This is a genomic window from Pelomonas aquatica, from assembly GCF_026712205.1.
In the GTDB taxonomy this organism is placed as follows: domain Bacteria; phylum Pseudomonadota; class Gammaproteobacteria; order Burkholderiales; family Burkholderiaceae_C; genus Pelomonas; species Pelomonas aquatica.
Window position 1 is genome coordinate 54,340 of sequence record NZ_JAPPUW010000006.1, and the last position, 12,562, is coordinate 66,901.

General features: G+C 64.0%; 15 protein-coding genes. 7 read left to right on the forward strand and 8 right to left on the reverse strand.

What is annotated here, in order from left to right; genetic code table 11:
• Positions 1–45: 45 nt before the first annotated feature.
• The 4 genes from NYP07_RS07805 (at position 46) to NYP07_RS07820 (ending at position 5,984) form a co-directional block, all read left to right on the forward strand.
• Positions 46–456 (forward strand): hypothetical protein, encoded by a 411-nt coding sequence (locus tag NYP07_RS07805; RefSeq protein WP_268149136.1) that lies wholly within the window; start codon positions 46–48, stop codon positions 454–456.
• Positions 457–814: 358 nt separating this feature from the next.
• Complete coding sequence (locus NYP07_RS07810) at positions 815–3,406, forward strand: TonB-dependent receptor (RefSeq protein ID WP_268149137.1); 2,592 nt, start codon at positions 815–817, stop codon at positions 3,404–3,406.
• 68 nt (positions 3,407–3,474) lie between these two features.
• Positions 3,475–4,167 (forward strand): PepSY domain-containing protein, encoded by a 693-nt coding sequence (locus tag NYP07_RS07815; RefSeq protein WP_268149139.1) that lies wholly within the window; start codon positions 3,475–3,477, stop codon positions 4,165–4,167.
• 8 nt (positions 4,168–4,175) lie between these two features.
• Positions 4,176–5,984, forward strand: a complete 1,809-nt coding sequence (locus tag NYP07_RS07820; RefSeq protein WP_268149141.1) for a 2Fe-2S iron-sulfur cluster-binding protein — start codon at positions 4,176–4,178, stop codon at positions 5,982–5,984.
• Positions 5,985–6,263: 279 nt separating this feature from the next.
• On the opposite strand, the gene NYP07_RS07825 is transcribed toward NYP07_RS07820, so the two are convergent.
• The 3 genes from NYP07_RS07825 to NYP07_RS07835 are packed head-to-tail and all read right to left on the reverse strand — an operon-like array spanning position 6,264 to position 7,125.
• Entirely contained in the window at positions 6,264–6,461 is a 198-nt protein-coding gene (locus tag NYP07_RS07825) for a GDCCVxC domain-containing (seleno)protein (RefSeq protein ID WP_268149454.1), read from the reverse strand.
• A gap of 26 nt (positions 6,462–6,487) precedes the next feature.
• The gene (gene merP / locus NYP07_RS07830; protein WP_268149143.1) at positions 6,488–6,766 is read right to left on the reverse strand and encodes a mercury resistance system periplasmic binding protein MerP; all 279 of its coding nucleotides are present in this window, start codon (positions 6,764–6,766) and stop codon (positions 6,488–6,490) included.
• Positions 6,767–6,777: 11 nt separating this feature from the next.
• Positions 6,778–7,125, reverse strand: a complete 348-nt coding sequence (locus tag NYP07_RS07835; RefSeq protein ID WP_268149455.1) for a mercuric transporter MerT family protein — start codon at positions 7,123–7,125, stop codon at positions 6,778–6,780.
• Positions 7,126–7,196: 71 nt separating this feature from the next.
• Here NYP07_RS07835 and merR point away from each other — a divergent pair, with 71 nt between their 5' ends.
• A complete protein-coding gene (merR, locus tag NYP07_RS07840) occupies positions 7,197–7,595 on the forward strand; it encodes an Hg(II)-responsive transcriptional regulator (RefSeq protein ID WP_268149145.1) in 399 nt (132 codons plus the stop codon).
• A 111-nt stretch (positions 7,596–7,706) separates the two neighbouring features.
• Here the strand turns inward: merR and NYP07_RS07845 are convergent, their stop codons facing one another.
• The 4 genes from NYP07_RS07845 to NYP07_RS07860 form a co-directional block, all read right to left on the reverse strand.
• Positions 7,707–8,063, reverse strand: a complete 357-nt coding sequence (locus NYP07_RS07845; RefSeq protein WP_268149147.1) for a DUF305 domain-containing protein — start codon at positions 8,061–8,063, stop codon at positions 7,707–7,709.
• A gap of 74 nt (positions 8,064–8,137) precedes the next feature.
• Complete coding sequence (locus NYP07_RS07850) at positions 8,138–8,431, reverse strand: CopK family periplasmic copper-binding protein (protein WP_268149149.1); 294 nt, start codon at positions 8,429–8,431, stop codon at positions 8,138–8,140.
• Between the two features lie 92 nt (positions 8,432–8,523).
• Positions 8,524–9,966 carry a heavy metal sensor histidine kinase gene (locus NYP07_RS07855; RefSeq protein ID WP_268149151.1) on the reverse strand — a complete coding sequence of 481 codons (1,443 nt, stop codon included), beginning with the start codon at positions 9,964–9,966 and terminating at the stop codon, positions 8,524–8,526.
• 53 nt (positions 9,967–10,019) lie between these two features.
• The gene (locus tag NYP07_RS07860; protein WP_268149153.1) at positions 10,020–10,697 is read right to left on the reverse strand and encodes a heavy metal response regulator transcription factor; all 678 of its coding nucleotides are present in this window, start codon (positions 10,695–10,697) and stop codon (positions 10,020–10,022) included.
• A gap of 151 nt (positions 10,698–10,848) precedes the next feature.
• Here NYP07_RS07860 and NYP07_RS07865 point away from each other — a divergent pair, with 151 nt between their 5' ends.
• Positions 10,849–11,193, forward strand: a complete 345-nt coding sequence (locus NYP07_RS07865) for a copper-binding protein (RefSeq protein WP_268149155.1) — start codon at positions 10,849–10,851, stop codon at positions 11,191–11,193.
• A 396-nt stretch (positions 11,194–11,589) separates the two neighbouring features.
• On the opposite strand, the gene NYP07_RS07870 is transcribed toward NYP07_RS07865, so the two are convergent.
• A complete protein-coding gene (locus NYP07_RS07870) occupies positions 11,590–11,904 on the reverse strand; it encodes a hypothetical protein (RefSeq protein ID WP_268149158.1) in 315 nt (104 codons plus the stop codon).
• Between the two features lie 57 nt (positions 11,905–11,961).
• Between NYP07_RS07870 and NYP07_RS07875 the strand changes: the two genes are divergently transcribed.
• The gene (locus NYP07_RS07875; RefSeq protein ID WP_268149160.1) at positions 11,962–12,561 is read left to right on the forward strand and encodes a hypothetical protein; all 600 of its coding nucleotides are present in this window, start codon (positions 11,962–11,964) and stop codon (positions 12,559–12,561) included.
• The last annotated feature ends 1 nt before the right edge of the window (position 12,562 follow it).

Below are 12,562 nucleotides of genomic sequence, written 5' to 3' on the forward strand. Positions count from 1 at the left end.
GCAAGCGACGGCTTGGTGCAATGCAACACATTCACCTGCCGCCGCATGAAGCTGCTCGCCTTTTGGCTCCTCGTCTTGTTCGCCGTTTTGATACCGGCAACAGCGGTCATTGCTTCGGCAACGACCGCGCCGACGGCTGCTGAACTGCGCCGGGATGCGACGCAGGGCGCGAGCATCTCCAAGCACGCGGCAGTGTCGGGTACTCATGCCAAACAGGCCAAAGCCAAGGCGAAGCGGACCTCGAAGACTGTTTCTGCAGATCAGCAAGCCGACCACTGCTGCGATCTGACGCCCTGCAGTCAATGCTCTGGCTGCGGCACCTGCCCGGCCATGGCCATGAACGCGAATGTCGGGACCGATGCGCTCCCGCTTCCGCTCACCCTCCTCCCCGAGTCCCTCGGACCGAGAGCGGAATTCCTGCTGTCAGGGCAGGAGCGCCCACCCAGAGCCAGCTGACTCAGCACCGCCGCCGGCAGGCTGCGAGCGCGATGGCGCACGCACTTACTGCTGGCACAAGGTTTGGCTGAGTCGCATGCGTCGATAGACGGCCGGCTCTCTCATCGCGCCCCGTTTCGAGCCCAATTCCTTCCGGCTCGTCCTTCGCCATGTGCTCGCCAACGAACAACTGTTCGCAGGTGCCATGAACCGCGTCCGGCCACTGAATCGGCGACGCCAGGCACCCAACTGGATGTACATGATGCCCATCAGACTTACCCAAACGGCGGTCGCTGCTGCCGTCCTCTTTCTCGTCAACAGCGCCATGGCCCAAGCTCCTGCTGCTGACGCTGGCGCTGCACCTACTTCACTGGACAAGGTGCAAATCACTGGCAGCCGCATCAACCTGAAGCAGGCCCAGATCTCCGGCGTCGGCCCGGTCACCATGATCGACGCCGAGACCATCCAGCGCACCGGCGCCATCTCCGCCGAAACCCTCTTGCAACGCCTTCCGGCCTCTGCAGGCACCGCCGGCAACCAGACCAGCGCCTACTGGACTGGCAACGGCTACGGCACGACCCAGGTCAATCTGCGCGGTCTGGGCATCAACCGCACCCTGGTGCTGCTCAACGGCCGCCGCGTCGTCAACGGCGGTACCGGCGCCAACAGCTCCGTCGACCTGAACATGATCCCGGTCGCCATGATCGAGCGCATCGAGGTGCTCAAGGACGGCGCGTCGGCCATCTACGGCGCGGACGCGGTCGCCGGCGTGGTCAACATCATCACCAAGACCGGTCTGAAGGGCGTGGAGGCCTCTGCGCGCTACGGCGAGACCACGCGAGGCGACGGCGACGAGAAGGCCATCGATCTGTCATGGGGGCTGCAGGCGGCCGGCGGCTCGCTCGTCACCGGCATCAACTACTCGGAGAGCGGCGCCATCAACATGGCCACCCGCGCGCCATGCGGCCTCGGCGAAGTCAACGGCAAGCTCGAATGTGTCGGCAGTTCCGCCACCATCGGCGGGCGGGCCCGCCTGGCCGACGGCACCCGTGTCAACTTCAACCAGACGCCGGGGGGCAATCCGAGTGCGTATGAGCCCTACTCTGCCGCCAAGCACAACTACAACAGCAACCCGGCGCTGAACGCGGTCAACCCGATCAAGCGCCTGGGTCTGAGCGCCTTCGGCACCGTGAAGCTGACCGAAGACACCCAGCTGTTCACCGAGATGCTGTTTTCGCATCGCGAGTCCAACCAGTTGGCCACGCCTGGATCGCTGGGTGTCTACCGACCCATCAACATCGCGGCCAACCATCCCACCAACCCCACCGGCCAGAGCCTCGTTCTCGAACGTCGACGCTTGGAGGAAGCCGGCACCCGCACCTTCTCCCAGGAGTCGAACATCTTCCGCGTCGTGGCCGGCGTGAAGGGCAGCATCGGCGACAACTGGGACTGGTCCGCGGCAGTCAACTGGGGACGCAACACCGGTGTGGATGGCACGACCAACGTAGCCAACCTGGACCGGGTCGACCAGACGCTGGACCGCACCAAGTGCAGCACGGCACCTGGCGCTGCAATTCCCTGCGGCAACTACCTCGGCTACGGCAACCTGACACCCGAGGTGCTGCGCTACATCCTCGCGACGACGCGCGACACCGGCGGCAATGACCAGAAGAGCATCAGCGCCAACATCAGCGGCGAGCTGTTCACGCTGCCTGCCGGACCGGTGGGATTTGCAGCAGGTGCAGAAGTTCGCAAGGAAAGCGGCTGGCGCAACCCCGACAACCTGACTGTCATCGGCGTGGCCAACACCAACCGGCAAGATCCGATCTCTGGCACGTACACGGCGCGCGAGGTCTATGCGGAACTGGCCGTGCCGCTGCTCAAGCGCCTGCCCTTCGTCGAGTCGCTGCAGTTCAACACCGCGGCGCGCTTCTCTGACTACAGCTTGTTCGGCTCCAAGAGCACCTACAAGGCCGGTCTGGACTGGCAGGTGGTCCCGAGCCTGAAGTTCCGGAGCAACGTGTCCTCGGCGTTCCGTGTCCCGAACATCCCCGAGCTCTACGGCGGCGTGTCGGAAGGCAACCTGACGACGACCGACCCCTGCAGCAACTGGAGCACCCTACCCGCCTCGTCCGTCGTGTCGCAGAACTGCAAGGCGGCTGGCGTTCCCGCAGGCTTCAAGCAGCTGGGCAACACCATCCTCACGACGGTGGGCGGCAATCCCAAGCTCGAGCCTGAAGACGCCAAGACCATGACCGCAGGTGTGGTCTGGGCTCCGATGAAGACCCTCACCCTGACGCTGGACTACTACAACATCAAGGTGACCAACGCGATCCAGAGCGTGGCCGGATCGACGAAGCTGGCGACTTGCTACAACACGCCGGGCCTCACGCACATCTTCTGCAGCTCTTCCAGCTTCACGCGCAACAAGACCACTGGAGAGATCGACTTCCTGTCCTCGCAACCGGTCAACGCCGCTGACGAGAAGATATCCGGCTTCGACGTGGGCGGCCTGTACGAGTTCAGCCTCGGCGGTTTCACGAGCACGATCAATGCAGAGGTGTCGCACCTGAAGAACTACCAGGTCCGTCCGTTCCCAGGCGCCGCTGCCATCGACTACACCAACAAGACAACCGGCGGCCGAGGCAGCTACACGCAGTGGCGTTCGCTGACCTCGTTGACGGTGGCCAAGGGGGCATGGTCGGGGGCCTACACCCTGCAGTACATCGGCTCGGCCGACGACATCAATGCCGCACCGACGGACATCGGGGCCAAGGCACCGGCGATCACCTACCACTCGGCGCAGCTGAAGTACGCCTACAGCAAGCAGCTGGACTTCGCTGTCGGTGTCGACAATCTGCTCGACAAGAAGGCGCCGTTCGTCAAGTCCTATACCGATGCGAACACCGACACGATGACCTATGACCTCCAAGGTCGTCGCTGGCACGTTCGCGCCGGCTATCGCTGGTAAGTCCAGCGGGGCGCCGCGGTTTGCCCCGCGGTGCCCCGTGACGTATCAAATGCAGTGAGACATCTCCTATGAACCTACCCTTCTGGGTGCGCCGAGCCCACAAATGGATTGGCCTTGTCATTGGCGTCCAGGCCTTGCTCTGGATGGTCAGTGGCCTGTACATGACCGCAATCTCGCTCGAGGTGATCCATGGCGACCACCTCGCCCATGTCTTCGATGGCCCTCTCGACCAGGTCAGCGAGCGGCTGGACATCGAGCAACTCGCCAAGATCCGCCCCGGCTTCGAGTCGATGAAGCTCAAGAAGTTCTTGGGCAAGGAGGTCTACGAGCTGCGGGCCGGCGGCAAGGCAACGCTTGTTGACGCGCGAACAGGCAATGTGCTGAGCCCGTTGGCAAGGGAGCAAATCGTTGCGCGCGCCAAGGACATCTACCAGGGTGAGGCTGAAATCCGCGAGGTGACCTGGATCACGCAGGCACCCCAGGAGGTGGCGAAGCGGCCGGTGCCGATGTGGGCCGTCCGCTTCGATGACCGATCCAACACGACGCTGTACTTCTCGCCGGACACGGGCGACCTGCTGGCCCGCCGTCACGATCTCTGGCGCTGGTTCGACTTTCTGTGGATGTTCCACATCATGGACTACGACACCCGCGACGACGTCAACAACAACCTGCTGCGCGTCGCGGCCGGCACCGGGCTGGTGTTTGCTCTGAGCGGCGCCTGGCTCGTGTTCTACAGCTTCCGTCGGAGGGCACAGCCATGACCCCCTGGATGCGCAAGATCCACAAGTGGATCGGTTTGCTGATCGGCCTGCAGCTCGTGCTGTGGATGTGCAGCGGGCTGGTGATGAGTCTTCTCGACGCCGAGAAGGTACGCGGGCGGGAGTTCCGAGCGCCGGCGGCCGCCAAGAAGGCCTGGCCTCAGGACGTTCAACCGGTGAGTAGCCTTCTGACGCAGGAACGCACCCTGACCCAGGTGGCCTCCACAGGCTGGTTGATGGACCGCCCCGTCTATCGGCTGGTCAGCGAGAAGTCGACCCAGTTGATCGACGCTCACAGCGGCCAGCGGGTCGAGCTCGATGCCGCCCTGGCTCAGCGCCTCGCGCAGGCCTCGTACCGCGGCCCGGGCGCGGTGAAGTCAGCGGAGCTCGTCGACAAGTCCCTGGAGACTCGTGCTCACGACGGCAAGGTATGGCGCGTCGCCTTCGCGGACGCAGAAGACACCACCGTCTACCTGACCTTGCAGGGCGACGTGCTGGAGCACCGCAACAAGACCTGGCGGCTGTTCGACTTCTTCTGGATGCTCCACATCATGGACTACAGCGGACGCCAGGACTTCAACAATCCGCTCGTGGTCAGTGCGGCCGTCGGTGGATTCTGGCTGGCGCTGAGCGGTATCTGGTTGCTGTTCACGAGCTTCAGCCTGGCCGACTTCATCCCGAAGCGGTGGCGCGGCACCCGGGCGCTGATGATCCATGCGCCGGATGGCAGTCGCCTGCGCAGCGTGCGTGCCCACGCCGGCGACACCGTGTTCTCCGCGCTGGCCCAGCAAGGGCTGCAGCTGCCGTCCAACTGCGGTGGTGGCCAGACCTGCGGTCTGTGCGAGGTGCGCGTGCGCGGAGCAGCTCCCGACGCAACCAGCGCTGACCGCGCGCTCCTTTCGCCGTCGAGGATAGAAGCCGGCGGCCGTCTGGCCTGCAATCTCAAGATCGACCGCAACCTGGACATCGAAGTCCGCGGTGGTGCCGAACTCGGGGCCGTGCACGATGCCGAAGTCGAAAGTGTCCGTGCGCTGTCGCCTTTCTTGCGGGAGGTCGTGCTGCTGCCCAAGGACAAGCTCGGCCCTGACTACCGGCCCGGTTCGTTCATCCAGATCCATGTGCCGGCCTACAAGATGGGCAAGCACCAGATCGAATCGCCGGACGAGCACCGCCCAGCGTGGGCCGGCCTGCATCTGCCGACGCAATGGACCAGCGGCAGCTTGTTGCGCAGGTCCTACTCGTTGTCGGCACCCGTCCACCAGACGAACGGGCGGCTGTTTTTGCTCGTGCGCTTCTGCCACGGCAAGCAGGGTGGCAAGAACCATCCGCCAGGCAAAGGATCGTCCTATGTCTTTGGCCTCAAGGCGGGTGACAAGCTGAAGTACAGCGGGCCCTTCGGGGACTTCGCCATTCGCCACGGCGAGAGGGAGAAGATCTTCATCGGCGGCGGCGCAGGGATGGCGCCATTGCGCGCCATGGTGAGGGATCTGCTGGAGTCCGGTGCCGAAGAGCCCATCCATTTCTGGTACGGCGCTCGCGCGGTTGCCGATGCTCCCTACGTCGACGAGATGCAAGCCCTGGCGGCGCGCTATCCCAATTTCAGTTGGCAGTTGGTCCTGTCGGACGAGCGAGGCACGGAGCATCCCTCCGGCATGGTTCACGAGGTGGTGAAGGAACGACTGCTGCAGTCACACCCTGACCTGCAGGCCTGCGATTTCTACTTGTGTGGTCCGCCAGCGATGCTGGCCGCGATGCTTGCGCTGCTGAAGAAACTCGGTGTGAAGGACGACCGGGTGGCCTTCGACGACTTCAAGATCTGATCGTTCCTCGGCTATCGCGCCGCGAACTTGCCCCCAGAAATGTAGAAAGCCCCGCAAGCGTCCAGCGAGCCCGTCTTGAGAAGCGCTTTGGGAGTGCTATCGATCTTGTCCAGCCGGCAATTGGCTGGACAAGATGGAAGCTAAGAACGGCGTCGAAGATCAGACGCGACCGATCGCGCTGGGCCGTTGGAACTGGCTGTTCGCAGGCTCACTGCATACGGGCAAGCGCGCTGCCGCGGTGATGAGCCGCTGCAGCTGCTGCCGCACCGTTGGCGCCCATCAGGCGCCGCAACTCGAGCAGCCCCGCTGCGTTTGCACCGGCGGGCACTTGACCGAGCCGTACGAACAGAACACGCAGCAGTCACCGGCCTTCGGCCGCAACACGGTCTTGCAGTGCTCGCACTCGTAGAAGAACTGGCAGGCGTCAGTCGGCATGACCTCGCGCTTGGCGTGGCTGCACTCCGGGCATGTCAGCATCGACTCCAATTGAGGTGCGGTCGTTATCACTTGTGAGCCGTCGAGGGGTAGCCCGCGTTGGTCGTGGCCTTGGTCAATGCCGTCGCATTGGTCTTGTCAGCGTCGAACGTCACGGTGGCCGTCTTTTTCGCGAAGTCGATCCGCACCTGAGTCACGCCGGCCACTTGCTCCAGCGACTTTTTCACCGTCACCGGGCACAGCCCGCAGGTCATGTTCTGGACGTCGAGAACGGCGGTCTGCGCCGTGGCGGCGAGCGCGGCCAACGGCATCACTGCGACAAGCACCGCGGCAAACAAGCTACGCATGGGTAATCCCTTCAGAGGAAAAGCGGTGCCAACCAAGGCACAGACAACAACGAGAGGAGTGCCAGTGCAACAACCCAGAAGATCAGCCGCTGGCGCTTGAGGACGATTGGCTCAACGCACATAGCACCTGGTTCGCAGGCCTGCGGCCGCAGGTACAGGTGCCGGAACGCCAGGCCCAGGAAAAGCAACGTCGTGGCCAGGAACCAGGGCCTCAGCGGCTCCAGCGCAGTCACGTTGGAGACCCATGCGCCACCTATGCCCAGCGTCAGCAGTACCAGCGGCCCGACGCAACATACCGACGCGCCGACCGCCGCCAGCACGCTAGCAATCAGCGAACCCTTGATCCTCAACATTGCCATCACCGGGGTTAACTTGTTCGATGGCGCACAGTCTAGAGTCCGTACCATGGTACGGAGTCAAGGGGATTCAGATGACAACCGAGCTGACGATAGGGCGACTGGCCAACGAGGCCGGCGTGAACGTCGAGACGATCCGCTACTACCAGCGCCGCGGCTTGATGGCTGAACCCGACAAGCCGACGAGCGGGCATCGCCGCTACGCCTCGGATGCAATCAAGCGTGTGCGCTTCATCAAGCGAGCACAGGTGCTGGGCTTCACCTTGGACGAAGTGGGCAGCTTGCTCGACCTCGACGAGGCCTGCGCCTGCGTCGAAACACGCGAACTGGCAGCCCACAAGCTACAGGTCATCGAGGAGAAGTTAGCCGACCTGAAAGCGATGCGCAAAGCGCTGACGGCGCTGCTGCATCAATGCGACACGGGGGTAACCAAGGCCGGCTGCCCGATCATCCACGCACTTGCCGCCGACTGATCCTGAGCCAAGAAGGGATCGCTGGAAGCTTGCGAAGTCTTCCATCGAAGGGCTCTTTTTCTCGCGAGGCTGGCAAGCCGGATCATCCTGCAAGCGCTTTTTGCGCTCACTTCACTTGTTGGCGGCCAGCCACTTGTCGAACTGCGCGATCTCTTTCTTCTGCGCGGTGATGATCATCTGCGCCATGTCGCGCATCTCTTGCGACTTGCCATTGCGCAGTTCGATCTCGGCCATGTCCAGCGCTTGTTGGTGGTGCATCTTCATCATCATCGCGAAGTCCTTGTCGACGTTGCCAGTGGGCTTCATCGCCTGCATGCTTTCCATGCCGCTTCTCATCTTTTGATGCAGCTGCTGTGAGCCTTGATCAGCTTGCCCCTTCATACCCATCGAGTCAGTCTGAGCGAAGCTCACTGCCGGCACAGCGATGATGAAGGAAACCACGATAGGTAGGGCGAAACGGGTGCGCATGTGTGCTCCTGAAAGTTGAGCCTCACGTCGGCAATCTGCGTGCCCGTCTCAGCTGGGGCGACCTGAACTTGACGTCAGCCGCCGTGACCCTCGCGCAACAGGGAATCCAGGCGTGCAACTTCGTTGCCAACGGCCTTGATCTCTCGGCCGTCCTTGGCCTTCAGCGTCTCGCCGGCCTTGAGGAAGACGGCGCGGCCGAAGGAGTCTTCCTTGGCCATCCTGCCGTCCTTGAAGACATACAGCGTCGAGCCGTCCTGCAGCTCGATCGTCGTCTTGACGGCGTTTTCGAGCGCGTCACGCGCCTGCGCCGGCGCGGCGATGCCTGCGAGTGTGGCGACCAGCGTGGTGGTGATGATGAGCGTCTTCATGTGCGTTCCTTTCGTTGGTTGAGTGCCCGATGCACGCTTGAACTCTAGGAACTGGGCACCGACGCCAGCCCAACGCGCGGATTACGATTTCGTCATGGGTCTCCATGCGGCTCGATGCCGCCATCGCCAGGCAATAGGCTGGTTTCCCGGCTGCGAAGCGTAAAGCCGACCTTTGTGATGCCGTCTGCGCTCGTGGCAAAGGCGTCCCCGCCATGCATGCGCGCGATCGCGCGGACGATGGCCAGACCCAGCCCGTGGTGTTCGGCAGACCCTTGGCGCGAGGTGTCAGCACGGAAGAACCTCTCAAACAGCCGTGGCAGTACCGCCGGGTCGATGCCTTCACCAGGATTGACCACGGTGATGGCAACTCGTTCGTCGGTCGATGCCGGTGACACCGTGCTCAGCTGGATAGAGATGGCCCTGCCGGCCGGCGTGTACCGGCTCGCATTGCTCAGCAGGTTGGCCAGCGCGCGACGTACGAGAGCAGCATTCACAGGCGCTTGGGCCTCGCCGACGATATCGACCCGTTGAAGCCGCTCGTCGAGCACCGCGTCGAAGTACTCGACGACCTGCCCTGCGACCAATCGCAAATCCGTGACTGCCAAGGTCTGCGCCGTGCCACCCTGGTCAGCGCGCGCAAGGAACAGCATGTCGTTGACCATCGTCGTCAACTGGTGCAGAGACTCGAGGTTTCCAGACAGCGTGTCGCGCAGTTCGGCGACCGTGCGCTCTCGGGCAAGCTCGACCTCTGTGGCGCTGATCATCGTGGTCAGCGGCGTTCTCAGCTCATGCGCGACGTCGGCACTGAACGCTTCCAGGTGCTCGTAGGCGGACTGCACCCGGTCTAGCGCACGGTTGAAGCTGTCGACCAGGTCCTCGAGTTCGGCGCTCACCCCCTGAGACGACAGTCGCAACGATAGCGCTCGAGGCGAAATCGCGGCTGCTTCCATGGACAGTTCGCGGACGGGGCGCAGTTCACGCCGCGCTACCCACGCGCCCAGTGCCGACAGCGCAGCCACACCCAGCCCGCAGACGAACACAAGAGCGCCCAAGTAGGCGCTGAGCAAGCGCTGGTCCCCACGCGTGTCCACGCCGATAAGCGCCACGCCATCGGGTACGGGACCGTGGGCTTTGACGCGGAACGACCGACCTGTCAGCGCCACGCCGTCCTCTCGCCAGATCGTCAGTTTTCCCACCGCGGCGGTGGTATCTGCAGGCTGAGTTGTAGGTCGAATCTTGCCGCCGTAGACCACGGCGCCCGAGTCCGCGATCAACCAGATGCGCAGCTGTCCATCTCCGATCAGCACGTCGTCCAGGTGATGCCGCAGTTCGGAAAGGTCGTCCCCCGCCTCGACCTCGTCCAAAAAATGTGCGACGACGTCCGCCCGGCCATCGAGATCGCGCTCGCGCATGCGCTCCAGCTCACGCCGCAGAGCCCACTGGAGCAGCGATCCCACCACGACGAAGACCGCCAAGCCTACGATGGCAACTGCCAACGTCAAGCGACCCGAGATGGAACGCATGGACAGCGACATGCGCTCGCGCAAGGAGAGGGACGGCTCCGGCGAAGAGTCGCAGCACCCACCCATCAGCGCTCTTCCAGGACGTAGCCCATGCCACGGACGGTGTGCAACAGCGGCTGATCGAACGGATCATCCAGCTTTGATCGCAGACGCCGCACAGCCACGTCCACGACATTCGTTTCGCTGTCGAAATTCATGTCCCAGACCTGCTCGGCGAGGACCGTCCTGGACAGCACCTCTCCCTGCCGCCGCAGCATCAGCGTGAGCAGGTTGAATTCCTTGGGCGTGAGATCCAAGCGCAGGCCCCCCCGTGTGGCCTTGCGCCGCGCCAAATCCAGCTCAAGGTCGCCCAGTCGCATCGACGTCAGCGGCTGGGTCGTCACGGCGCCGCCTCGTCGCAGCAGCGCCTCCACGCGCGCCAGGAGTTCGCTGAACGCGAATGGCTTGACGAGATAGTCGTCCGCGCCGCCCTTGAGTCCCTGGACGCGATCCTCGACCTTGTCCCGGGCAGTCAGCATCAGCACCGGCGTGTTGCGCGTTTCGCGCAGCTTCCTGAGGACCCCGAAGCCGTCGATGCCGGGCAACATGACGTCCAGCACGATGAGGTCGTAGTCGCCCTCCGTTGCCAGGTGGCTGCCGTCGACGCCGTTGTTCGCCACGTCCACGACGTAGCCGGCTTCGGTCAGGCCCTTCTTGAGGTAGTCCGCGAGCCGAGGCTCGTCTTCGGTGACGAGGATGCGCATCGTCGAAGTGTCGCTGTGGCTCGCCTGGCTTTCATTACGAATTCGTAATGTTGCAGTCACCCTCAAGTGCCAGCCAAGTCCCTAAAGTGGCGACCAGAGGAACAAGCACCCGCGGGTTCCTAGCAACAGCCAAGCTTTCCAGGAGTTATCCATGTCCATCCGAATGATCTTCTCCGTCCTGACGATTGCCTCCCTCGGTGCGATCGCCCCGTGGGCGCTGGCCGCAGGCGACGCCGCATCGGCACCGATGCAGGCGACCGCGCCGGCAGCCAAGGGCGCCAGCTTCGCTGAGGGCGAGATCAAGAAAATCGATGTCGAGCAGAGCAAGGTCACCATCAAGCATGGTCCGATCGACAACCTCGGCATGCCCGGCATGACCATGGTGTTCCGCGCCGACGCTGCCACGCTTTCCGGTTTCAAGGTGGGTGACGCCGTGAAGTTCAAGGCCGACCGCGTCGACGGCGCCATCAAGGTGACGGAGCTGGTGGCACGCTGAACCAGCCTGGGCTTATGACCGTGGGCTGCGTGGTGCAAGTCAGGCAGCCCGGACAGATGCCTCTTCCGAGACGCTCTACTAGACTTTGCGAATGCGGTCCTGGCTCAGATCAGCGCTGATGTGGCTCCTTGCCCTCGCACTTCCCATGCAGGGATGGGCGTCTGCATCGATGCTGTGCTGCGGCCCAGACCATCACCACGTGTCGATCGGCGCTGCCTCAGTCGTGCAGTCGACCGCGGCACCCTCTGGCTCGCTACCCGACAGCCTGTCCCCTGCGGGCGGCGAAGGCCACGAAGCGCGTGGCCACCACCATGCCGGCCACGACCATCCCGCCGACGATCACGCCGCTAACGGCGGTTCAAGCAGCCAGCCGAACGATGAGCACGGTGGCGGGCATCATGACCTGAGCAAGCCAGGAAAGACAAAGTGCAGCGTCTGCGCAAGCTGCTGCACGATCGCCGCCCTGCCATCGCGCACCCTGATCATCGATGAGGCGGTGCCCATCCAGGGCGTGATGGCTTGGACTTCGCAGGCGCCCATTGCCTTCTTGACGAGCGGGCCCGAGCGGCCGCCACGAACGTCGCGCTCCTGAAGCGCCGGTTGGGCCGGCGCGGCGCCGCCATGCCTGCACAGGCCGTGCACGAGCTGGATGAGCCCCGACCGACCCAGTCGTAGCGCCGCCAGATCCGGCGCGCCAAAGCGATCTCCCATTCCCTGGCAAGCGTGTGTCCATCCTCGGCGCGCCTTGCTCGCACAAGCAGGAATTTCATGTCACCTCACCACACTGTGCTGATCGCTGCAGCATTGGCCAGTTCGGCACTGGCCGGCCCTGCCAGCGCGCAGAGCACCACCCCGCCGGCGGTCAAGCAAAGCTCAACCGCCGCCCAGACCAACAGCACCGCGCCTTCCAAGGCTGCGTCTGGCGCCTTGGCCACCTATCGGTCGGCCTTCGAGGGCTACCGCGCCTTCACCGAGCAGCCGGTCACCAACTGGCGACAGTCCAACGATCTGGTTCGCCAGATCGGCGGCTGGCAGGCGTATGCGCAGGAAGCCCAGGGGGGTGATCCTGCGCCGGCATCAGCGAACGACGCGATGCCCGCGAACCATGGTGGGATGAAGATGCCGGCAGAAGGTGGCCCCTCCGCTGCTGGGCAAGTCGTACCCCTTGCCCCGGCTGCGAGCACGCCGAGCAGCGCGTCGACGCCAGGCAAGGCATCACCGCATCAAGGCCATGTGATGCCCATGCAAGGTCAACCGGCTTCGCCCATGCCCAAACCCCCGCCTGGCGGGGCTGCGAAATCCCCTGCCATGCCCGCGGCTCAAGCCGCGTCCGTCCCCGCATCGGGCTCCCACTCCGGCCACCACTGAG

Bases quoted from the DNA above. Each gene is read 5' to 3' on its own strand.
- merP (WP_268149143.1), bottom strand. From the start codon at position 6,766: ATGCGTAGCTTGTTTGCCGCGGTGCTTGTCGCAGTGATGCCGTTGGCC.
- NYP07_RS07820 (WP_268149141.1), top strand. From the start codon at position 4,176: ATGCGCAAGATCCACAAGTGGATCGGTTTGCTGATCGGCCTGCAGCTC.
- NYP07_RS07865 (WP_268149155.1), top strand. From the start codon at position 10,849: ATGTCCATCCGAATGATCTTCTCCGTCCTGACGATTGCCTCCCTCGGT.
- NYP07_RS07860 (WP_268149153.1), bottom strand. From the start codon at position 10,697: ATGCGCATCCTCGTCACCGAAGACGAGCCTCGGCTCGCGGACTACCTC.
- NYP07_RS07870 (WP_268149158.1), bottom strand. From the start codon at position 11,904: ATGGGAGATCGCTTTGGCGCGCCGGATCTGGCGGCGCTACGACTGGGT.
- NYP07_RS07825 (WP_268149454.1), bottom strand. From the start codon at position 6,461: ATGCTGACATGCCCGGAGTGCAGCCACGCCAAGCGCGAGGTCATGCCG.
- NYP07_RS07875 (WP_268149160.1), top strand. From the start codon at position 11,962: ATGTCACCTCACCACACTGTGCTGATCGCTGCAGCATTGGCCAGTTCG.
- NYP07_RS07850 (WP_268149149.1), bottom strand. From the start codon at position 8,431: ATGAAGACGCTCATCATCACCACCACGCTGGTCGCCACACTCGCAGGC.
- NYP07_RS07815 (WP_268149139.1), top strand. From the start codon at position 3,475: ATGAACCTACCCTTCTGGGTGCGCCGAGCCCACAAATGGATTGGCCTT.
- NYP07_RS07845 (WP_268149147.1), bottom strand. From the start codon at position 8,063: ATGCGCACCCGTTTCGCCCTACCTATCGTGGTTTCCTTCATCATCGCT.
- NYP07_RS07855 (WP_268149151.1), bottom strand. From the start codon at position 9,966: ATGTCGCTGTCCATGCGTTCCATCTCGGGTCGCTTGACGTTGGCAGTT.
- NYP07_RS07835 (WP_268149455.1), bottom strand. From the start codon at position 7,125: ATGGCAATGTTGAGGATCAAGGGTTCGCTGATTGCTAGCGTGCTGGCG.
- merR (WP_268149145.1), top strand. From the start codon at position 7,197: ATGACAACCGAGCTGACGATAGGGCGACTGGCCAACGAGGCCGGCGTG.
- NYP07_RS07805 (WP_268149136.1), top strand. From the start codon at position 46: ATGAAGCTGCTCGCCTTTTGGCTCCTCGTCTTGTTCGCCGTTTTGATA.